The 20,472-nt window shown below is 60.7% G+C and carries 23 protein-coding genes; 8 read left to right on the forward strand and 15 right to left on the reverse strand.

The features are described from left to right. Window positions 1-215: 215 nt before the first annotated feature. Together QRN10_RS01905 and QRN10_RS01910 are read right to left on the reverse strand one after the other, a co-directional pair. Window positions 216-1,322, reverse strand: a complete 1,107-nt coding sequence (locus QRN10_RS01905) for an NADH:flavin oxidoreductase/NADH oxidase (protein ID WP_285427756.1) — start codon at window positions 1,320-1,322, stop codon at window positions 216-218. Between the two features lie 125 nt (window positions 1,323-1,447). After that, window positions 1,448-3,349: a potassium transporter Kup gene (locus QRN10_RS01910; protein ID WP_181080577.1), complete on the reverse strand. Its 1,902-nt coding sequence runs from the start codon at window positions 3,347-3,349 to the stop codon at window positions 1,448-1,450. A gap of 288 nt (window positions 3,350-3,637) precedes the next feature. Between QRN10_RS01910 and rimO the strand changes: the two genes are divergently transcribed. From rimO to tsaA, 5 genes are all read left to right on the forward strand, one after another. After that, window positions 3,638-4,978, forward strand: coding sequence for a 30S ribosomal protein S12 methylthiotransferase RimO (rimO, locus tag QRN10_RS01915; RefSeq protein ID WP_181080576.1), 1,341 nt, complete (start codon window positions 3,638-3,640; stop codon window positions 4,976-4,978). Window positions 4,979-5,080: 102 nt separating this feature from the next. Then, on the forward strand, window positions 5,081-5,554 hold the full coding sequence (locus QRN10_RS01920) for a GNAT family N-acetyltransferase (RefSeq protein WP_266248182.1): 474 nt from the start codon (window positions 5,081-5,083) through the stop codon (window positions 5,552-5,554). 71 nt (window positions 5,555-5,625) lie between these two features. Next, window positions 5,626-6,336 (forward strand): rRNA pseudouridine synthase, encoded by a 711-nt coding sequence (locus QRN10_RS01925; RefSeq protein ID WP_181080574.1) that lies wholly within the window; start codon window positions 5,626-5,628, stop codon window positions 6,334-6,336. A 66-nt stretch (window positions 6,337-6,402) separates the two neighbouring features. Further along, window positions 6,403-6,864, forward strand: coding sequence for a YehS family protein (locus QRN10_RS01930; RefSeq protein WP_181080573.1), 462 nt, complete (start codon window positions 6,403-6,405; stop codon window positions 6,862-6,864). Window positions 6,865-6,867: 3 nt separating this feature from the next. Then, window positions 6,868-7,563: a tRNA (N6-threonylcarbamoyladenosine(37)-N6)-methyltransferase TrmO gene (gene tsaA, locus QRN10_RS01935; protein WP_181080572.1), complete on the forward strand. Its 696-nt coding sequence runs from the start codon at window positions 6,868-6,870 to the stop codon at window positions 7,561-7,563. Window positions 7,564-7,648: 85 nt separating this feature from the next. On the opposite strand, the gene fpr is transcribed toward tsaA, so the two are convergent. After that, the gene (gene fpr / locus QRN10_RS01940) at window positions 7,649-8,428 is read right to left on the reverse strand and encodes a ferredoxin-NADP reductase (protein WP_285427757.1); all 780 of its coding nucleotides are present in this window, start codon (window positions 8,426-8,428) and stop codon (window positions 7,649-7,651) included. A gap of 124 nt (window positions 8,429-8,552) precedes the next feature. Between fpr and QRN10_RS01945 the strand changes: the two genes are divergently transcribed. Further along, the gene (locus QRN10_RS01945; RefSeq protein WP_071492650.1) at window positions 8,553-9,479 is read left to right on the forward strand and encodes a LysR family transcriptional regulator; all 927 of its coding nucleotides are present in this window, start codon (window positions 8,553-8,555) and stop codon (window positions 9,477-9,479) included. Window positions 9,480-9,482: 3 nt separating this feature from the next. Here QRN10_RS01945 and QRN10_RS01950 read toward each other — a convergent pair whose 3' ends face one another. From QRN10_RS01950 to QRN10_RS01960, 3 genes are all read right to left on the reverse strand, one after another. Further along, a complete protein-coding gene (locus QRN10_RS01950) occupies window positions 9,483-9,845 on the reverse strand; it encodes a diacylglycerol kinase (protein WP_248075753.1) in 363 nt (120 codons plus the stop codon). Window positions 9,846-9,920: 75 nt separating this feature from the next. Further along, the gene (erdR, locus tag QRN10_RS01955) at window positions 9,921-10,571 is read right to left on the reverse strand and encodes a response regulator transcription factor ErdR (RefSeq protein ID WP_253510826.1); all 651 of its coding nucleotides are present in this window, start codon (window positions 10,569-10,571) and stop codon (window positions 9,921-9,923) included. A gap of 241 nt (window positions 10,572-10,812) precedes the next feature. After that, window positions 10,813-11,532: a tRNA-uridine aminocarboxypropyltransferase gene (locus QRN10_RS01960; RefSeq protein ID WP_253510823.1), complete on the reverse strand. Its 720-nt coding sequence runs from the start codon at window positions 11,530-11,532 to the stop codon at window positions 10,813-10,815. Window positions 11,533-11,710: 178 nt separating this feature from the next. On the opposite strand from QRN10_RS01960, the gene QRN10_RS01965 reads away from it, so the two are divergent. Together QRN10_RS01965 and QRN10_RS01970 are read left to right on the forward strand one after the other, a co-directional pair. Next, window positions 11,711-12,145 (forward strand): PA3611 family quorum-sensing-regulated virulence factor, encoded by a 435-nt coding sequence (locus QRN10_RS01965; RefSeq protein ID WP_253510820.1) that lies wholly within the window; start codon window positions 11,711-11,713, stop codon window positions 12,143-12,145. A 363-nt stretch (window positions 12,146-12,508) separates the two neighbouring features. Further along, the gene (locus QRN10_RS01970) at window positions 12,509-13,621 is read left to right on the forward strand and encodes an LOG family protein (RefSeq protein ID WP_285427758.1); all 1,113 of its coding nucleotides are present in this window, start codon (window positions 12,509-12,511) and stop codon (window positions 13,619-13,621) included. A gap of 124 nt (window positions 13,622-13,745) precedes the next feature. Here the strand turns inward: QRN10_RS01970 and recX are convergent, their stop codons facing one another. The 9 genes from recX to QRN10_RS02015 form a co-directional block, all read right to left on the reverse strand. Further along, window positions 13,746-14,213 carry a recombination regulator RecX gene (gene recX / locus QRN10_RS01975; protein ID WP_181080566.1) on the reverse strand — a complete coding sequence of 156 codons (468 nt, stop codon included), beginning with the start codon at window positions 14,211-14,213 and terminating at the stop codon, window positions 13,746-13,748. Between the two features lie 8 nt (window positions 14,214-14,221). Continuing rightward, window positions 14,222-15,280: a recombinase RecA gene (recA, locus tag QRN10_RS01980; protein WP_123714828.1), complete on the reverse strand. Its 1,059-nt coding sequence runs from the start codon at window positions 15,278-15,280 to the stop codon at window positions 14,222-14,224. 83 nt (window positions 15,281-15,363) lie between these two features. Beyond that, entirely contained in the window at window positions 15,364-15,864 is a 501-nt protein-coding gene (locus QRN10_RS01985) for a CinA family protein (protein ID WP_181080565.1), read from the reverse strand. 81 nt (window positions 15,865-15,945) lie between these two features. After that, a complete protein-coding gene (locus QRN10_RS01990) occupies window positions 15,946-16,458 on the reverse strand; it encodes a lysis system i-spanin subunit Rz (protein ID WP_181080564.1) in 513 nt (170 codons plus the stop codon). After that, window positions 16,446-17,003: a glycoside hydrolase family 19 protein gene (locus QRN10_RS01995; RefSeq protein WP_181080563.1), complete on the reverse strand. Its 558-nt coding sequence runs from the start codon at window positions 17,001-17,003 to the stop codon at window positions 16,446-16,448. Before QRN10_RS01995 ends, QRN10_RS01990 begins: the two co-directional genes overlap by 13 nt. Before the next feature lie 22 nt (window positions 17,004-17,025). Further along, a complete protein-coding gene (locus tag QRN10_RS02000; RefSeq protein ID WP_285427760.1) occupies window positions 17,026-18,036 on the reverse strand; it encodes a contractile injection system protein, VgrG/Pvc8 family in 1,011 nt (336 codons plus the stop codon). A gap of 9 nt (window positions 18,037-18,045) precedes the next feature. Next, on the reverse strand, window positions 18,046-18,258 hold the full coding sequence (locus QRN10_RS02005) for a tail protein X (protein WP_181080561.1): 213 nt from the start codon (window positions 18,256-18,258) through the stop codon (window positions 18,046-18,048). Next, window positions 18,251-18,634: a phage tail protein gene (locus QRN10_RS02010; protein WP_253510800.1), complete on the reverse strand. Its 384-nt coding sequence runs from the start codon at window positions 18,632-18,634 to the stop codon at window positions 18,251-18,253. Before QRN10_RS02010 ends, QRN10_RS02005 begins: the two co-directional genes overlap by 8 nt. After that, window positions 18,634-20,472 carry a glycine zipper domain-containing protein gene (locus QRN10_RS02015; RefSeq protein WP_285427761.1) on the reverse strand — a complete coding sequence of 613 codons (1,839 nt, stop codon included), beginning with the start codon at window positions 20,470-20,472 and terminating at the stop codon, window positions 18,634-18,636. Before QRN10_RS02015 ends, QRN10_RS02010 begins: the two co-directional genes overlap by 1 nt.

Here is a 20,472-nt window from a genome sequence, read left to right on the forward strand (position 1 = left end):
CTGTAACTGTGGTGAGCGGGCTTGCCCCGCGTTGGGCTGCGCAGCAGCCCCAATAGGAGCGTCGCAGTATGCGAGGCAGCTCCGGGACTATGTTTTGGGGCTGCTTCGCAGCCCAACGCGGGGCAAGCCCGCTCGCCACAGGGTACTGGTTGCCCGTTCCGTCTCTTAACTGACCGGCATTGACCGGGTCAGGGTGGGTTTTGAAGCGACGAAGGCTAATTCTTCAAGTCAGACTCATGGATCGGCTGATCCCGATGGGTCGCGCGCTGATATTGCGCCGGCCAGGTCGCCTTGCGCCCGCCCAGGTCGTCGTCGGCATGCAAGGGCCAATACGGATCGCGCAGCAGCTCTCGGGCCAGGAAGATGATATCGGCCTGGCAGGTACGCAGGATGTGCTCGGCCTGCGCCGGCTCGGTGATCATGCCGACGGTGCCGGTGGCGATGCCCGCCTCCTTGCGCACGCGTTCGGCGAAACGCGTCTGATAGCCCGGCCCGGTGGGGATCTCGGCGTTGGCGGCGGTGCCGCCGGACGAGACGTCGATCAGATCCACCCCAAGGTCCTTCAGGCGGCGCGCCAATTCCACGGTTTCATCCGGGTTCCAGCCATCTTCGACCCAGTCGGTGGCCGATACCCGCACGAACAACGGCAGCTCCCGTGGCCACGCCTCGCGCACGGCCTCGGTCACTTGCAGCACCAGGCGAATGCGATTTTCGAACGAACCACCGTATGCGTCCTGGCGCTGATTGCTCAGCGGCGAGAGGAACTGATGCAACAGGTAGCCGTGCGCCGCGTGGATCTCCACTATCTTGAAGCCGGCCGTCAGGGCGCGTTTGGCCGCCGCGACGAAGTCGGCGATCACCTGCTGGATCTGGGTTTCATCCAACGGTTTGGGCTGGGTGTGCTGGGGGTCGAAGGCAATCGGCGACGGCGCGACCGGCACCCAGCCACCGTCTTCAGGCTTGACGCTGCCGTGCTTGCCGAGCCACGGGCGGTGAGTGCTGGCCTTGCGCCCGGCATGCGCCAGCTGGATTCCGGCCACCCCACCCTGGGACGCAATAAAGCGCGTAATGCGTTGCAGCGGTTCGATCTGTTGGTCGTTCCACAGCCCCAGGTCCTGGGCAGTAATGCGACCATCGGCGCTCACCGCAGTGGCTTCGGTGAAGATCAGGCCAGCGCCGCCTACCGCACGGCTGCCGAGGTGCACCAAGTGCCAGTCATTGGCCAGGCCATCGGCGCTGGAGTACTGGCACATCGGCGATACGGCGATGCGGTTGGGCAAAGTCAATTGGCGCAGGGTGTAGGATTCGAGCAGTTGACTCATGGCGCACCTCTTCTGGGTTCTGTGGGCACTCTTCAAAGCGTGCTTAGAGCCTAGTCGACAACGCGCGATCGCACAGGGTTCAGCACAACACGGGCGCCGATGGCCGGCGCCCGTGCTGCGTGGGCTTACATCTCGACCTGGGTACCCAGCTCGATCACCCGGTTAACCGGCAGTTTGAAGAAGCGCAGGTTGCCGTTGGCGTTTTTCAACATAAACGCGAACAAGCCTTCGCGCCAGCGCGCCATGCCCTTGATGCGCGAGGCAATCACCGTTTCACGGCTGAGGAAATAGGTGGTACGCATCGGGCTGAAATCCAGTTCGTCCAGATGACACAGCTTCAGCGCCTGGGGTACGTCCGGCTCGTCGGTGAACCCGAAGTGCAGGATGACGCGGAAGAAGCCTTCGCCGTAGGCATCCACCTCGAAACGTCGGGTGGCCGGTACGCGTGGAATATCTTCGTAGACCACGGTCAACAGCACCACCTGCTCATGCAGCACCTGGTTGTGCAGCAGGTTGTGCAACAGCGCATGGGGCACCGCATCCGGGCGCGCCGTGAGGAACACCGCCGTACCCTGCACCCGATGGGGCGGTTGCACGCGGATGCTGCTGATAAAGATCGGCAGCGGCAGGCCGCCTTCGTCGAGGCGCTCCACCAGCAATTGCTTGCCGCGCTTCCAAGTGGTCATCAGCACGAACAGCACGATGCCCGCCAATACCGGGAACGCGCCGCCCTGGATGATCTTCGGCACGTTGGCGGCGAAGTACAGACCGTCGACCAACAGGCAGCAGACCAGCACCGGCACCGCCAGCACCGGCGGCCATTTCCACAGCAGCAGCATCACCGCCGACACCAGGATGGTGGTCATCAGCATGGTGCCGGTTACCGCCACGCCGTAGGCCGAGGCCAAGGCGTTGGACGATTCGAAACCCAGTACCAGCAGGATCACGCCGACCATCAACGACCAGTTCACCGCGCCGATATAGATCTGGCCCTGTTCGGCGCTGGAGGTGTGCTGGATATGCATGCGCGGGATGTAACCGAGTTGGATCGCCTGGCGCGTCAGGGAGAACGCACCGGAAATCACCGCCTGGGAGGCAATCACCGTGGCCAGGGTGGACAACACCACCAACGGGATCAGCGCCCAGCTCGGCGCCAGCAGATAAAACGGGTTGCGCGCGGCTTCGGGATCGCCCAGCAGCATCGCGCCCTGGCCGAAATAGTTGAGTACCAACGCCGGCAACACCAGCATGAACCACGCGCGGGCAATCGGCTTGCGACCGAAGTGGCCCATGTCGGCATACAGCGCTTCGGCGCCGGTCAATGCCAGCACTACCGCGCCGAGGATCGCCACGCCGATGCCTGGATGGGCCTCGAAGAAACGCACGGCCCAGATCGGGTTCAGGGCATGGAGTACCTCAGGGTGCAGGGTGATGCCGTACACACCCAGGCCGCCCAGCACCAGAAACCAGGTCACCATCACCGGCCCGAACAGTTTGCCGATATGGTCGGTGCCGTGCTTCTGGATCAGGAATAGCGCCACCAACACCACCAGGGCAATCGGCACTACCCATTTTTCCAGGCCATCGAACGCCAGTTCCAGGCCTTCCACGGCCGACAATACGGAAATTGCCGGGGTGATCATGCTGTCACCGTAGAACAATGCCGCGCCGCACAGGCCACAGACCACCAGGAAACTGCGCAGCCGTCTGCGCTCCCCCGCCGCCCGCCGCGCCAGCGCGGTGAGGGCCATGATCCCGCCTTCGCCCTGGTTGTCTGCGCGCAGTACAAACAGCATGTACTTGATCGACACCACCCAGATCAGCGACCAGAAGATCAGCGCCAGAATCCCCAGCACGCCATCGTGGTTGACCTGAACCCCATAACCGCCGTTGAACACCTCTTTAAGGGTATAGAGCGGGCTGGTTCCGATATCGCCATAAACCACCCCGACCGCTGCCACCAGCATGCCAATCGGTTTGGCGTTTGAATGCTCGGCACCTACTGCCTGACTACTTGCCTGACCCATCAACCACTCCTGCCCTTTGACCTGAGGTCTTATATGAACAACGCGCCTAAGCCGACGCTAGCATGCGCCGTTTTACTTCTCGTAACAGACGTTTTATTGACCCAAGGGTTTTACCCATGCGCAACGGCGCGAAGCATAGCGCAGCGCTCGTCGTATTTCCCTGCATAAAGCTGGTCAAGTGCGTTGCCCATCGCTAGAATTGCGCACTTTTTGATCAGAGGCGCGCCAAGCGCCCGTCCGCTGCCCTGCCCTTTGCGGCGGCGGCGTCATTCAATACCGAGGTTAGACATGTCCACCACTCCCGCAACGGCCAACCCCAAGGTCGGCTTTGTATCCCTGGGTTGCCCCAAGGCGCTGGTCGATTCCGAGCGCATCCTGACCCAACTGCGCATGGAAGGCTATGACGTGGTGTCCACTTATCAGGACGCGGATGTGGTGGTGGTCAACACCTGTGGCTTTATCGACTCGGCCAAGGCGGAGTCGCTGGAGGTGATCGGTGAAGCCATCAAGGAAAACGGCAAGGTCATCGTGACCGGCTGCATGGGCGTGGAAGAAGGCAATATCCGCAATGTGCACCCCAGCGTGCTCGCGGTGACCGGCCCGCAGCAGTACGAGCAAGTGGTCAACGCTGTGCACGACGTGGTGCCGCCACGCCAGGATCACAACCCGTTGATCGACCTGGTGCCGCCCCAAGGCATCAAGCTGACCCCGCGCCACTACGCGTACCTGAAGATCTCCGAAGGCTGTAACCATAGCTGCAGCTTCTGCATTATTCCGTCGATGCGCGGCAAGCTGGTGAGCCGTCCGGTGGGCGACGTGCTCGACGAGGCCCAGCGCCTGGTCAAGTCTGGCGTGAAGGAGCTGCTGGTGATCTCGCAGGACACCAGTGCCTACGGCGTCGATGTGAAATACCGCACCGGCTTCTGGAACGGCGCGCCGGTAAAAACCCGCATGACCGAACTCTGCGAAGCCCTCAGCAGCCTGGGCGTATGGGTGCGCCTGCACTACGTCTACCCGTACCCGCATGTGGACGAGCTGATCCCGCTGATGGCCGCCGGCAAGATCCTGCCGTACCTGGACATCCCGTTCCAGCACGCCAGCCCGAAAGTGCTCAAGGCCATGAAACGCCCGGCCTTTGAGGACAAAACCCTGGCGCGCATCAAGAACTGGCGCGAGATCTGCCCGGACTTGATCATCCGCTCCACCTTTATCGTCGGCTTTCCCGGCGAGACCGAAGAAGACTTCCAGTACCTGCTGGACTGGCTGACCGAGGCCCAACTGGACCGCGTCGGCTGCTTCCAGTACTCGCCGGTGGAAGGCGCCCCGGCCAACCTGCTGGACCTGGCCGTGGTGCCGGACGACGTCAAGCAGGACCGTTGGGAACGCTTCATGGCGCACCAACAGGCCATCAGCTCGGCGCGCCTGCAACTGCGCATCGGCAAGGAAATCGAAGTGCTCATCGACGAAGTCGACGAACAAGGCGCCGTGGGCCGTTGCTTCTTCGATGCGCCGGAGATCGACGGCAATGTGTTTATCGACGATGCCAGCGGTTTGAAGCCGGGCGACAAGGTCTGGTGCACCGTGACCGACGCCGACGAATACGACCTGTGGGCCGAAAAACGCGACTGATCGCTGGAAACTTGAAAAAGCCCTGCTTCTGGACAAGATGCGGGGCTTTTTTCGGTCTATTGTTTTGCCCATCGGCGCACACATCGGCAAGAGGCAACGGGCATGCGGCAGCATTCGGTCATTCATACACCTAACACCCGCGATTACCCGGAACTGGTCCGGGTGTGGGAAGCGTCGGTGCGCGCCACCCATGATTTTCTGCCCGACAGCTACATCGTATTACTCAAAGACCTGGTGCTGACCCGCTACCTGGATGCGGTGATGCTGGTCTGCACCAAGGACGCCCGCCAGCGCATCACTGGGTTTGCCGGGGTAGCGGCGGGAAAAGTCGAGATGCTGTTCATCGATCCGCAACACCGTGGCCAAGGCTTGGGCCGCCAGTTGCTGCGCTACGCGGTGGAGTGCATGAACGCCGACGAGCTGGAAGTCAACGAACAGAACCCCCAGGCCCTGGCCTTTTACCTCAAGCAAGGTTTCGAGGTGATCGGACGCACCGAGCATGACGGCCTCGGCCAGCCTTATCCGTTGCTGCGCATGCGCTTGCGCCAGCTGTCGTCGCAGGCGCGCCAGGGCTAAATGAAATGGGGCCGGGATTAACCGGCGCCAGGCAGGTACAATAGCCGCCCCCTTTTGTTACGGCCCTTGTCATGACTGACCCCATACGCCTCTCCAAACGCCTTATCGAACTGGTCGGTTGCTCCCGTCGGGAGGCTGAGCTGTTTATCGAAGGCGGCTGGGTCTCGGTGGACGGTGAAGTGATCGACGAACCGCAGTTCAAGGTCACCACCCAGAAAGTCGAACTCGACCCCGAGGCCAAGGCTACCGCGCCGGAACCGGTGACCATCCTGCTGCACGCCCCGGCCGGTGTGGATGCTGATACCGCGATGGCGATGATCAGCGCCGATACCCTGTCGGACGAACATCGTTTCGGCAAGCGTCCGCTCAAAGGCCACTTCCTGCGCCTGAGCGCCAGCGCCGACCTGCAGGCCAAGGCCAGCGGCCTGCTGGTGTTTACCCAGGACTGGAAGATTCTGCGCAAGTTGACCGCCGATGCCGCCAAGATCGAGCAGGAGTATGTCGTGGAGGTCGAAGGCGAGATGGTTGCCCACGGCCTTAACCGCCTGAACCACGGCCTGACCTACAAAGGCAAAGAGCTGCCAGCCGTAAAAGCCAGCTGGCAGAACGAAAATCGCCTGCGCTTTGCGCTGAAAAATCCGCAACCCGGCGTGATCGCGCTGTTCTGCGAGGCGGTCGGCCTGAAGGTCGTGGCTATTCGCCGCATCCGCATCGGCGGGGTGTCCATTGGCAAGGTTCCAGTGGGCCAATGGCGTTACCTGTCCGGCAAAGAGAAATTTTAAGCTGCTCCCCCTTTCGACAGCGCCCCGCCGGGCGTTGTCCACCGTTGAAAACCAGGATTGCCCACCATGATTCACAACGACGTACTGCGCAGCGTGCGCTACATGCTCGATATCAGCGACAACAAGATGGTCGAGATCACCAAGCTCGGCGGCATGGACATCACCAAGGATGACCTGCTGACTTACCTCAAGAAGGACGAAGAAGAAGGCTTCGTGTTCTGCCCGGACGAGGTCATGGCGCACTTTCTCGATGGCCTGGTGATCTTCAAGCGTGGCAAGGATGAAAGCCGTCCACCGCAGCCGATCGAGACGCCGGTCACCAACAACATCATTCTCAAGAAGCTGCGCGTGGCCTTCGAACTGAAGGAAGATGATATGCACGCCATTCTCAAGGCCGCCGAATTCCCGGTGTCCAAGCCGGAATTGAGCGCGCTGTTTCGCAAATTCGGCCACACCAACTATCGCCCGTGCGGCGACCAGTTGCTGCGTAACTTCCTCAAGGGGCTGACGCTGCGGGTGCGTGCGTAAGCCATGAGTCACCTGGTCTCCCCCGTCGGCTTCGTGCGCTCCTGTTTCAAGGAGAAGTTCGCCATCCCGCGCCAACCGCAACTGGCGCCGGCCGCCCGCGGCGTGCTGGAGCTGGTGGCGCCGTTCGACCAGGGCGAGGCCGTTCAAGGCCTGGAGCAAGTCAGCCATGTGTGGCTGCTGTTTCTGTTCCATCAGGCGTTGGAAGACAAGCCGCGCCTGAAAGTGCGCCCGCCACGCCTGGGTGGCAATACGTCCATGGGGGTGTTCGCCACCCGTGCGACCCATCGGCCCAATGGCATCGGCCAGTCGGTGGTGAAACTGGACAGGGTCGAGCCGGGTCGGTTGTGGATCTCCGGGATCGATCTGCTCGACGGCACGCCGGTGCTGGACATCAAGCCTTACGTGCCTTACGCCGACATCATCGACACGGCAAGCAACCGCATCGCCAGCGGGGCGCCGGCGTTGATTCCCGTACAGTGGCTGAAGACTGCGCTGCAGCAAGCACAAGGCCATGCCCAGCGTCTCGGCGAGCCGTTGGTGGAATTGATTGATCAGTGTTTGGCGCAGGACCCCCGGCCCGCGTACCAGACGCCTGGTCCGGAGCGCGAGTACGGGGTGCGCTTCTGGGATGTGGATGTGCGCTGGCACTATCCCGAGGCTGGGGTGATTTGCGTATTAGAAGTGGTGACAGCAGGATAAACCGCAAACCAACTGTGGGTGGGGACAAGCCCCCTCCCACATTCAGGTCTTCTGTATTGTCCAGTCAGCACATGGTTTGGCTGCTTTATTTCTCGACGAATGCGCGTTCGATCAGGTAATCACCTGGCTCGCGCATGCGTGGCGAAACTTTCAGGCCGAAGCTGTTGAGCACTTCGCTGGTCTCGTCCAGCATGCTTGGGCTGCCGCACAGCATGGCGCGGTCGTCCTCGGGGTTGATCGGCGGCAAGCCGATGTCCCGAAACAGCTTGCCGCTGCGCATCAGGTCGGTCAGGCGGCCCTGGTTTTCAAAGGGCTCGCGGGTCACGGTGGGGTAGTAGATCAACTTTTCACGCACGGCCTCGCCGAAGAATTCGTTCTGCGGCAGGTGCTCGGTGATGAACTCGCGGTAGGCCACTTCGTTGACGTAGCGCACGCCGTGGCACAGGATCACTTTTTCAAAACGCTCGTAGGTTTCCGGATCCTGGATCACACTCATGAACGGCGCCAGGCCAGTGCCGGTGCTGAGCAGGTACAGGTGTTTTCCGGGCTGCAAGTCGTCCAGCACCAGGGTGCCTGTCGGTTTCTTGCTGATGAGGACCTCATCGCCTTCCTTCAGGTGCTGCAATTGGGAAGTCAGCGGGCCATCCGGCACCTTGATGCTGAAGAACTCCAAATGCTCTTCCCAGTTCGGACTGGCAATGGAGTAAGCGCGCATGAGCGGGCGGCCGTTGGGTTGCTGCAGGCCGATCATCACGAACTGACCGTTCTCGAAGCGCAGGCCCGGATCGCGGGTGCACTTGAAGCTGAACAGAGTGTCGTTCCAGTGATGAACACTGAGGACACGCTCGTGGTTCATGTTGCTCATGTACGGGGAACTCCTGGAAATGGGTCTGCGCCAAATGTGAAATGCGCAATTGCAGCGCATTCTAATGGCGGCGACAATATCTGTTAACTGGATTATTAAGATAAGGGTTATCGGTTATATCGATATGCGATTTACTCTCCGTCAACTGCAAGTCTTCGTCGCCGTCGCCCAGCAGGAAAGCGTTTCGCGCGCTGCTGGCCTTCTGGCTTTATCCCAATCCGCCGCCAGCACGTCGATTACCGAACTGGAGCGTCAATCCAGCTGCCAATTGTTCGACCGCGCCGGTAAACGCTTGAGTCTCAATGCCCTGGGCCATCAGCTGTTGCCCCAGGCGGTCGCGCTGCTGGACCAGGCCAAGGAGATCGAAGACCTGCTCAACGGCAAGTCCGGCTTCGGCTCCCTGGCGGTCGGGGCCACCCTGACGATCGGCAATTACCTGGCGACGCTGCTGATCGGCAGCTTCATGCAGCAGCACCCCGAAAGCCAGGTGAAATTGCACGTGCAGAACACCGCACATATCGTGCATCAAGTGGCGCATTACGAAATTGATCTGGGTCTGATCGAAGGCGACTGCAGCCACCCGGATATCGAAGTACAGACCTGGGTAGAAGACGAGTTAGTGGTGTTTTGCGCCCCACAGCACCACCTGGCCAAACGTGGCGTGGCGAGCATGGACGAGTTGACCCATGAAGCGTGGATCCTGCGCGAACAAGGCTCAGGCACACGCCTGACGTTTGACCAAGCCATGCGCCATCACCGCAGCGCACTGAACATCCGCCTCGAACTGGAACACACCGAGGCGATCAAGCGTGCGGTGGAGTCGGGTCTGGGGATCGGCTGTATCTCAAGGCTGGCGCTGCGTGACGCGTTTCGTCGTGGCAGCCTGGTGCCGGTGGAAACCCCTGATCTGGACTTGGCACGGCAGTTTTACTTCATCTGGCACAAGCAGAAATACCAGACCTCGGCGATGCGCGAGTTCCTGGAACTCTGCCGCGCATTCACCGCCGGCGTGCAGCGCAGCGACGAAATCGTGCTTCCCAACATTGCCTGAGGCTTAGATCAGGATGACGACCCACACCAGGGTAATCATGGTCAGGGCCACGAATTGCGCGGCGCTGCCCATGTCCTTGGCGTTTTTCGACAAAGGATGACGATCCAGGGAGATGCGATCGATGGCCGCTTCCACCGCCGAGTTGAGCAGCTCGACAATCAACGCCAGCAGGCATACGGCAATCAGCAACGCCCGCTCGACACGGCTGACATTGAGGAAAAAGCTCAGTGGGATGAGGATCACATTGAGCAACACCAACTGCCGGAATGCCGCCTCGCCGGTGAACGCTGCGCGCAGGCCGTCCAGGGAATATCCCCCAGCATTGAAGATACGTTTGATACCGGTTTGACCCTTGAAAGGCGACATAGATGTAGGCAACTGAACCAAAGGAGTGGGGAAACTAGATCACGCAAAGTCAAAAAAGCGTGAATCGGTGAGATCTTAATGCTGCGAAATTGACTCAAGTTGTTGCAGGAGCAACGCCGCCTGGGTGCGGGTGCGCACGTTCAACTTGCGGAAAATGGCAGTGACGTGCGCCTTGATGGTTGCCTCCGAAACTTTCAACTCGTAGGCAATCTGCTTGTTCAACAAGCCCTCGCAGACCATGGTCAATACCCGGAACTGTTGAGGGGTCAAGCTGGCCAAGCCATCACGAGCGGCCTTGGCTTCGTCGGATACATTGACGTGTTCAAATGCTTGGGGCGGCCAGGACATATCGCCATCCAACACGGCACGCACCGCCTTCTGGATATCTTCCATGGCGCTGGACTTGGGAATGAACCCGCTGGCACCAAATTCCCTGGATCGCACCACCACATCGGCCTCTTCCTGCGCCGAGACCATCACCACCGGAATCTGCGGGTACTGGCCGCGTAGCAACACCAGCCCGGAGAAGCCATAGGCACCGGGCATGTTCAGGTCAAGCAACACCAGGTCCCAGTCGGTTTTATCGGTCAGGCAGCTTTCCAGCTCGGCAATGCTGGCCACTTCGACCAGGCGGACATCCGGCCCAAGGCCCAGCGTCACCGCTTGACGCAACGCACTGCGAAACAGCGGGTGATCGTCGGCTATCAGGATTTCGTATGTGGCCATTGATTAAATGATCCTGTTTTTTATGGGAGCCCCAATGGGTTCAAGGGTTCACCAATACACAAGGCGGCGACCAGGCAGCCATCGCCAGAGGGCGTGCTCGACGCAAAACGACGTCGAATCTCCATGCTGGCGCCTCAATCGGCGCACAGCATGCCCAGCGTAGCCTGGGGGGTCAAGCACTACGCCCCTGGGCAGTTTAGCGGGGGAGCGGGTAAGGTGCCATCATGCAAACGTCGTCTGGCTAAAGCGCTGGGACATAGGGCGCAAGACGCGTGTGCACGACATCCGTCGGGTCCAGCGGCAGCTGGAACTTGGCGGCCAGGTAGTGGGCGCTGAATACGTCAAGGTAAGCGTCCAGCACCTCGCTGGCGACCGCATCCTCGGCCAACTCCAGGCACAGCGCCGCCACTTCGGCGGTGCAGAAATGATCATCGCGCTTGGAGCGCCGCAGTTTGTAGCGCGACAGCTGCTCAGGCGCCAGGCTCAGCACCGGCAGATGTTCCAGATACGGGCTCTTGCGGAACATCTTGCGCGCTTCACTCCAGGTGCCGTCCAACAGGATGAACAACGGTCGTCTGCCCTCTTCCACCGTCACGGCACTGACGACCCGCTCCGGCGCCACGAACTCGCCGGGGAACACGACATAGGGCTGCCACTGTGGGTCGGCCAGCAGGAGCAGCAGCTCCGGATCCACTTCGGTGCGCGACCAGGCGAACGCCGTGGTGTCCTTGATGACATCAGCGATCAGCCAGCCGGTGTTGCTGGGCTTCATCGGTTCGACATCGTGCATCAGCAGGCACATGGCAGACCTGGCGGCGACCTTGGGACGCCAGGCGCACAGGCAATATTGCGCAATCACGCGGCAGCCGGAACAGCGCTCAGCGCGCGAGCCACGATTAACGAAGGGTTTGATGGCGCGCGCCAGACGCTGAGCACGCAGGCGGGAGACGGCGTGGCTCATCGGATGCGCCGCATGGACGGGTAAATCGACACAGGGTCACTCAAAATGGGTTGAAGTGGCGGCAGTTTACCAGCGATACGCCTGGCTGTAGTGGCGACGCCTCACCTATAATCGCCCGCCACTGAACGCACAGCGCAGTGGCGGGTCTATGCACCTGTAACCGAATCAGGAGAATTTCATGCTGCGTTCCATGCTGCGTCTTGTCGCCCCATCCGTCGCGCTTGCGCTGGTCCTGCCCATCGGCGCCCAGGCGGCCTCGCTGCTGGAGGCTCAAATGAACAGGAAGCTGCAAAGTGTCGCTGCTGAAAGCAACAAAGGCCTGCCGCGGGAAATCGACGAAAAAACCCTCGAAGTGGCCTACACCGTTGAAGGTATGCAGTTAATTGACCACCTGAGCGTGATGCCTGACCGCGCCGAACAGATGCGCGCCAATCCCAAGGCTGTGTACTTTCAGTTGGGCCGCAGCGTTTGCACGAACGCGGGCTACCGCGAATTGATGGCCAAGGGCGCGGTGATGCGTTATGAAATCACCGAGAACAAAAGCAACCGTCCAGTGGCCTCGGTGAAGTTTGCGGAAGCGGACTGCCCGGCGCCATCGAAGAAGAAAAAGTAACCTGGCCTTATCCTCGCGCTGCGGTCCCGCGGCGCGCTCCCCCGCTTTGACATTGTTCCTCGCCCATCTGACCGACCAATAAGCGGTTGCCAGACAAGGCTTTTTCGGCCCATGATCAGGCCATCCCAGCCCCCCTTGCACAACGGCGCTCACGCCGTCCTGTAACATTTCCCGGGCACAAGAGGGTTGCCCTCCCGCGGACTTGAAGTGCAAAGGTTTTTAAATCAAAAGGACTATACAGAGCGCGCTTTGCCAACAGGCAAACAGGTACAACGCCTATGGCATGCAGCGACACATGCAGTGTCGTGGCCTGCGGACGATCGATTGCCGTCGGTCCAACCTCTGTGAAGAAGGAGACGTTGAATGCCTTACCAACCGAATGACAGTTTGCTACGCCATTTTGAAGAACACGGGCCCCAGCTCGCACAGCAAGTCGACGCGCAGCTCGAGCAGATAGCCCCCAACAGCCCGAATACCCCTCTTTATCGCGACATGATTCTCACCGTGCTGCGCATGGCCCAGGACGACCGCGACCGCTGGAACGCCAAAATCACCCTGCAGGCCATCCGCGAATTGGATCATGCGTTCCGGGTTCTGGAACAGTTCAGGGGCCGACGCAAAGTCACGGTGTTCGGCTCAGCACGTACCCCCGTAGAAAGCCCGCTGTATGCCTTGGCTCGCGAGGTGGGCGCAGCTTTGGCGCGCTCTGACCTGATGGTGATCACCGGCGGTGGCGGCGGCATCATGGCGGCAGCACATGAGGGTGCCGGCCTGGAGCATAGCCTGGGGTTCAACATCACCCTGCCGTTTGAACAACACGCCAACCCCACCATTGATGGCACGGAAAACCTGCTGTCATTCCACTTCTTCTTCACCCGCAAGCTGTTCTTCGTCAAGGAAGCCGATGCGCTGGTCTTGTGCCCTGGCGGCTTTGGCACCCTGGATGAAGCGCTGGAGGTGTTGACGCTGATCCAGACCGGCAAGAGCCCTCTGGTGCCGGTGGTGTTGCTGGACGCACCAGGTGGCGGGTTCTGGCAAGGCGCCTTGGACTTTATCCGCAATCAACTGGAGGCCAATCGCTACATTTTGCCGACCGACCTTAAGCTGGTAAGGCTTGTGTACAGCGCCGAAGAAGCTGTAGAGGAGATCAATCAGTTCTACGCCAACTTCCACTCCACGCGCTGGCTGAAACGCGAGTTCGTGATGCGCATGAACCATCCGCTCAGCGAGCGCGCCCTCACCCACTTGCAGACGGAATTTGCCAGCCTGCGTTTGAGCGGGGAGTTCCAGCAACTGGCATATACCGGGGAGGAACATGATGAGGCGAAGTTCAGCCACCTGACGCGATTGGTGTTCAACTTCAATGGACGGGATCAAGGTCGGTTGCGGGAGCTGGTGCACTACATCAACCTACCGGAGAACTGGGCGCACGCCCAAGGCACGGCGCAGCAGCGGGTGGCACCGGAGCCGGCGTGAATCCATAAACGCAGAACGCAAAAAAGGCCCGCTATTTTCATAGCGGGCCTTTTTGGGTGTATCAGGGGATCGTATTGAGTGGCTATGGGTTACGTCACAGTTTGTCGGAACAAATCTCCGGCTCTCAGTCGTCCATCTCTCGACCGCTGAGCAAGCGGCTGATCATGTCCATCGGAAACCCGCGATAACTCAAAAAGCGTCCTTGTTTTGCACGTTCCCTGGCATCGATTGGCAAATGACCAGAGAACTTGCGGCGCCAGGTATCCTCCAGTTGCGACTGCCAATTGATACCGCACTCGCGCAACGCGAGGTCGATATCGCCACGCTGCAAACCGCGCTGGCTCAACTCCTCGCGAATTCGCGCGGGGCCGTAGCCGGAACGGGCTCTATAGGACACAAAGCTTTCAAGGTAACGGGATTCGGAAAGCAGACCCTCTTCCGTCAACCGGTCGAGGGCGGTTTCGATCATTTCGGGCTCCGCGCCGCGCTGACGCAGCTTACGCGTCAGCTCGACTCGACCATGCTCGCGGCGAGCGAGCAGGTCCATTGCAGTGCGCCGAACGGCGACGAGTGTATCCAGTACAACAGTCATCGCTGGCTTCAGATGTCGGTATCGGCTTCTTCCATCTCGTCAACCGGCTCACGGTTGGCGGCAGCTTTCACATCTGGTGCTGCGGTCAGCAGCTTGTCGCGAATCTGCTTCTCAAGCGTAGCGGCGATGTCCGGGTTATCCGCCAGGAACTTGGCCGAGTTGGCCTTGCCTTGACCAATCTTGCTGCCGTTGTAGGCGTACCAGGCACCGGATTTTTCAACGAAACCGTGCAACACGCCCAGGTCAATCATCTCGCCGTTCAGGTAAATGCCCTTGCCGTAGAGAATCTGGAATTCAGCCTGACGGAATGGTGGAGCCACCTTGTTCTTCACAACCTTGACGCGAGTTTCGCTCCCGACAACCTCGTCACCTTCCTTCACCGCGCCAGTACGACGGATATCCAGGCGGACCGATGCGTAGAACTTCAACGCGTTACCACCCGTGGTGGTTTCCGGGCTGCCGAACATTACGCCGATCTTCATACGGATCTGGTTGATGAAGATCACCAGGCAGTTCGCGTTCTTGATGTTACCGGTGATTTTACGCAGTGCCTGGGACATCAGGCGGGCTTGCAGACCCACGTGCATGTCGCCCATTTCGCCTTCGATTTCAGCCTTGGGCACCAGTGCCGCCACGGAGTCGACCACGATCACGTCGATGGCATTGGAGCGCACCAGCATGTCGGTGATTTCCAGGGCCTGCTCACCGGTGTCCGGCTGGGAAACCAGCAGGTCATCGACGTTGACGCCCAGCTTGCCGGCGTACTCAGGGTCCAGGGCGTGCTCGGCGTCGACGAATGCGCAGGTGGCGCCCATCTTCTGCGCCTGGGCGATCACCGACAGGGTCAGGGTGGTTTTACCGGAAGATTCAGGACCGTAGATCTCAACGATACGGCCTTTTGGCAGGCCGCCAATGCCGAGTGCGATATCCAGACCCAGAGAGCCAGTGGAAATAGCCGGGATCGCCTGACGGTCGTGATCGCCCATACGCATTACGGCACCCTTGCCGAATTGACGTTCGATCTGACCCAGGGCCGCAGCCAAGGCTTTCTTCTTGTTGTCGTCCATTAAAGTCCTCACGTAATCAATAAGGCCTGACGGCCAACACCTGTATAAGTAGACAGTATTGTTCCACAAAGATCGGAGATCGCCTACCCCTGATTTTCTATTTCTAGTGCAGCTCGTCGCAACAAGCCCTCCAGCGCAGCTTTTACCGTTTGTCGACGGACTTCGTCGCGGTTGCCGGAGAAGTGTTCGCGCTGTGCCGTGACCGCCTCCCCCACGCCGAACGCCAGCCACACCGTACCCACCGGTTTTTCCGGCGAACCACCATCCGGCCCTGCCACGCCGCTGACCGCCACGGCGAACCGCGCCAGACTTTTCTCCTGCGCGCCACGCACCATCGCCTCCACCACCTCCTGGCTGACAGCGCCCACCTTGTTGAACAAGCCCTCCGGTACATTCAACTGTCGAGTCTTCTGCCGGTTGGAATAGGTGACGTAACCTGCTTCGAACCACGCCGAACTGCCGGGAATCCGCGTGATAGCCTCGGCAATACCGCCACCGGTACAGGACTCGGCAGTGGTGACATGAGCATTGAGCACCTGGAGTCGGCGCCCCAGTTCAGCGGCAAGTTGAGTGATTTCGTTCACGGTCGTCTCCGGGAATGAGCGGGCGTTCGCCTACCCTACAGGAGCAAATCGCACACGCAAGCGACAGGCTGCATCAGGATGCTAACGCGCGACGGCGTGCACATACGCCTGGCACGCACGCAAGGCAATCACGGCGTTATCGCCGTCATCGGTGATGGCGATAATTCGTTGAGCATGCGCCGGGTCAAGTCGGGCTCGCGGGGCTGCATGAACCACGCCGCCGGCGGGGGCGGGGGCTGGCACCGAGCTGCCATTGGCGGGTTCGGTGGCGTCGAGAAGGACTGACAACCGCACATCAGCAGTGGCCAGGCGATCACGCAAAACCGCTTGATGACGTTGGGCATCGCTTAACTCCTGAGCATGCTGTCGGTCGCTGGCATTGAGCTGTTGCTCAAGAGCCAGGCGCCTGTCTTGTTCGGCCTGCTGCTGATGCAACGCCTGCCGGGTTTGTTGATCGAGCGCCTGCGCGTGCACGGCCGACAACCGCTCAAGCTGTGCGTCATATCGCCAGGCCTGAACCTGCCAGGTCAATCCCGCCGCCATAACCAGCAGCAGGAAATAACCGAGCAAGCGGTAGGACGCTAGGAAGCGCATAACACCGCCTTCGCCCTCGCCCATAGCTGCATACGATGATCCAGGCCATTGAGGCCGCCATTGATACGTCGAGTAATGGTGGTGAACTGGTCCTTGTCGGCCAACTCGTTCAGGCCGTTGCTCTGCCAGAACCAGGCGGCGGATTCACATGCCCATTGGGGTTGTTCCAGCAGTTGAGGCTGGGCCAATAACCGTTCGTCACCGAACAGCGCCCGACTGCACGCCAGGTAATTGCGACGCCCGGTGATCTGTATCAGCCCCCTGCCCCGGTACTGCTGGCCGTCGCCATCCGCTTCAGGGGTATTGCCCAGTCTGGCGGCAAGGGGTCCGATGTCATATTTGCTCAGGTAGCGATCACTGCCCAGTTCGCGCAGGTACTGCAGTTCGCCGGATTCGTGACCGATCTGGGCGAGGAACGCAGCGATGCGCTGGGGGCTGGTAATCGAGTGCCGGGCCATCGCCGCATTTATGGCAGGCAAAAAAAGACCCGCTGTGAGGCGGGCCGTTGGCATGACGTGGACAAGTTGGGGAAGCGAAATCAGCATGGTTTCTACTCTGCAAAAAGGTCTAGATTGACAACCCACCCGCCACAATCGAACTGCGATACCCCGTCACCGGGTCGCCCACATGGGTAACCTGGATAATCGACCAGCGCCCTTGCATATACGAGGGCCAGCTTTCATCCAGGCGCAGCAACCCTTCAGCGGCGAGCAGCGGGTTGCCAGGGCACTCGATCTGCAGTTTCAAATCTTCCCGGCCCACGCGTCGCAGTTCGGCTTCGGCCACGGCACGGGCTTCGGCTTCGTTCTGGCAGCGTTGGCGCAGGTTTTTGAACGGCGCGATGCCCACCTCCACTACATGCTGCTTAGCCCCCACGGCATCCCACCAGGTCACGCGGCAGCCCATATATTTGGAGCGCGACTGCTCGTCGAGCTTGGCGGTGATGAATGCCCGGTCGCCGGGGCGGTTGTCTTGGGTCACGGATAGCGTCACCTCCGGCAGCAGCTGGCCCGAGAGCGAATGGACCTTGCCGGCTTCCGCCAGCACGTACAGTTCGTTGATCGGTTTGGTGACGGCGCTGTAGCGACTGGCCAGGCGCGTGATAAATGCCATGTCGCTTTCGTTGGATTGATCGATATGGGGGATCGGAATGCTTTCCAGTGCCGGCGCGACGCGGGGTGAATAGCCATGTCGACCGATGACCTGGCGAAACAGCGCGCCCAGGGTGGTGGGGCCGTAACTGGCGGAGCGGCGCTGTCGGTAATGGCTGGGGTCCACCGCGCTGAAAGGTGCGGCGGTAGCGACGATCAGCAGGCGCATCGGAAACAGCACGGGAGTGCGCTGCATGATGACAAACTGGCCTTTTTCCACCAATCCCGACTCCTGATAGCCGACTCGCAGGCCGATCTTGCCGCTCAGGCTCGGCAACCCTTCCAGGCCCTCGATGTTCAGTGTCAGTTCGAGCCTGTCGGCTTTGATACCGGCGGCGTCGGTGTGGCTCCAGTGCATCAAGCGTTGATTGAGCAGCGCCGCATTGACGCCGTAGAACTCGACGATCGGGGTGAATCCCTGTGCCATGCAGCCTCCTCAATCCCACGCTGAAACAGGTTGCGACACCGTCGGCCGCGCGGGCATCTCCGGCACCACCACCCACACGCCGGCCGGCAACACCGGGCCATGCTCGGCCAACTCGGGGTTCAAGCGCCAGAGGGTTTCTTCAGCTGCGTCGTCGCAGCGCCCCAACTCGCGGTAAAGCAACAGGTTGACCGAATCGCCGGCAATACTTCGCACTCTACGCATTGACGAATTCCTCCAATTCAAGGGTCCAGGCCACGACCATGGCGGTGCCGTCATCGATCACGTTGCTTTGGGTTTCCACCAACGAATTGATACGCCACAAGCCCCAGTTACGGCCAATGCCATCGACCAGGGGCAATGGCGCCCGCGCATCCTGCAACGCGCGCAATTCGTCCAGGCGCTGCATGCCCACGGCGTACATCGCCATGCCGCTGAACGAGAGCTTTTCCAGTTGCTGGCCGTTCTGCCGTGACTGCGGCTTGCTGGCAATGATTTCCAGGTTGCTCCAGCCGCCGTAACTGCTATGGATGAGCGAGGCGTAGGCGAAGCCACGGGACAGGCCAAAAATAAAATCGCCCAGTACCATCTGTTGTCGCATCAATCACCTCCTGTATCGGTCAGTGCCGCGTTGCGTCGAATGCCCAGGGAATCGGTGACCATGGGCATGCATTGAAACTGCAGGGCTTGCATCACCTGGTTGACGACCTGCTGGGCCTCGGCGGGGTTGACGCCAGTGATCTGGATACTCGGTGAGATCGTGACCTGGACGTTATCGGTGCGAGCACTATTGAGTTCCTTGCTCAGCGTATTCGGCGCGGGCAGGCGATCACTCGATCCGAACAGTTTGTCACCGATCCAACTGCCCGCTTCGCTGCCCAGCAAGCCGCCAATGGCGCCGCCGACCGCGGTGCCGACTCCGGGAAAAATCAAGGTGCCGATCGCCGCGCCAGCGGAAGCCCCGGCCCAGGCGCCACCGGCGGTGCTGAGACCGGCGCCGACAGCCTTCGCGTCGCCATTGCGCACGCCCTGCACCACGTCAATGGCGGTGTCGACATACTTCAGCGGCCCGAGACGGCGGGCGCCGGCGGACTCCAGCTTACTCATCACTCCGGTCAGCCCGGAGGCCGGTATTTTGGGCGCGTGAGTCACCCCAGGCACGGCTGAACGCTCGTGACTGGAGTTCTGCGTGTGCGGCTGGGTAGTTGCGCGCGCGTCGGCAGGCAGAGGCACGCCGCCACGTTCCAGGTTTTCAATCAGCCCAGGGGCTCTGGCTGGGAGCGATTGGCGCAGGTCGGCGTGGCTCGTTCGGCTATTGACCTGCGCGTCGCGCGGCTGCAGGCCCTGCACCGGGGCAACGGCATGGAAACCTGTGGACTGAGCCGGGAAAAACGGTTGCATCAGGCGCTCAGGCAAACCACGCAGCATCGACATCGCGCCGCGACCTTTCAGGGGTGCAAGCCTTGCGGCAGGCGACCGCGCCCCAGATGCCGGTTTCTTCTGAGGGCCCTGTTTCTTCGACGTGCTCTGCGCTTTGCGGTTTTTCTGGGACTTAGGCTTGGAGGTAGGCTTTTTCCCGGCGGACGGGGCTCTGCGACCAGGACGGCGGCTACTCACCGGGGCTTGGGTCGCGGTGGCGCAGCAGCATGGTTGGCTCTTTTTGAAGCCATCGCTTTTGAAGAGCTTGCCAAGCCCGCCAGGCAGTTTGCCCAGCGTCAGATCGAGCACGTTGCCTGTCACCCGGCTTTTGATCGTGTCTCCCATGCCCGAGAAAAAGCCGGTAATCACCGGTGAAAACATCGGCAGAACCACGGCCTCCGCGGTTTTGACAGTGGTGGCGGCGGCTGGCGACTCGCCGGCCCAGGCGTTGGCTTTGTCGGTCACAGCGGTCTTGGTTCGCAGCCACACGTCTTCCCAGAGTACCGGTGCGGGTTTAAGCGTCGTGGAGAGGCGCTCCTCACTCTTTGCCGACGACTCCCGCAGTTGCGCTATTGTTTTTTCCTTGACGGCCGGCGCAGCGAACGATTGTTGAAAAGCGGCAACGGGATCAAGGGCCTTTACGTCGAGCAGCGTCATAGACTCACGGACCAGATGCTGGTCTTTCGATGTACTCGGCTTAACTTCAGTCGTTGCCTTTTGTTCGGTCCCCTTGCCGATTTTAGACGCCTCACTGTCCACCGCCTTAAGCTGCGACAAGGAGGTTTGCAGCGCGTCCACACTGTCACGCAGTAACCCCAGGGCCAGCGAAAGACCGTTGAGTTGCACGCCGGCGTTGGTCAGCGCCAGACTCATCGAAAACAACGGCGCCGCCTCTGCGTGACTTCCAGACGCCAGAGGGCCTGGGTTAACACTGTCGGCACCCTGCGCGCCGTCTGCGTGGCGAAATACACCCTGGCCATCCTTGACCACGGCATACGCGAGCGAATACTTGTCCTGCAT

Source organism: Pseudomonas sp. lyk4-R2A-8 (assembly GCF_030209095.1).
GTDB classification, from domain to species: domain Bacteria; phylum Pseudomonadota; class Gammaproteobacteria; order Pseudomonadales; family Pseudomonadaceae; genus Aquipseudomonas; species Aquipseudomonas quebecensis.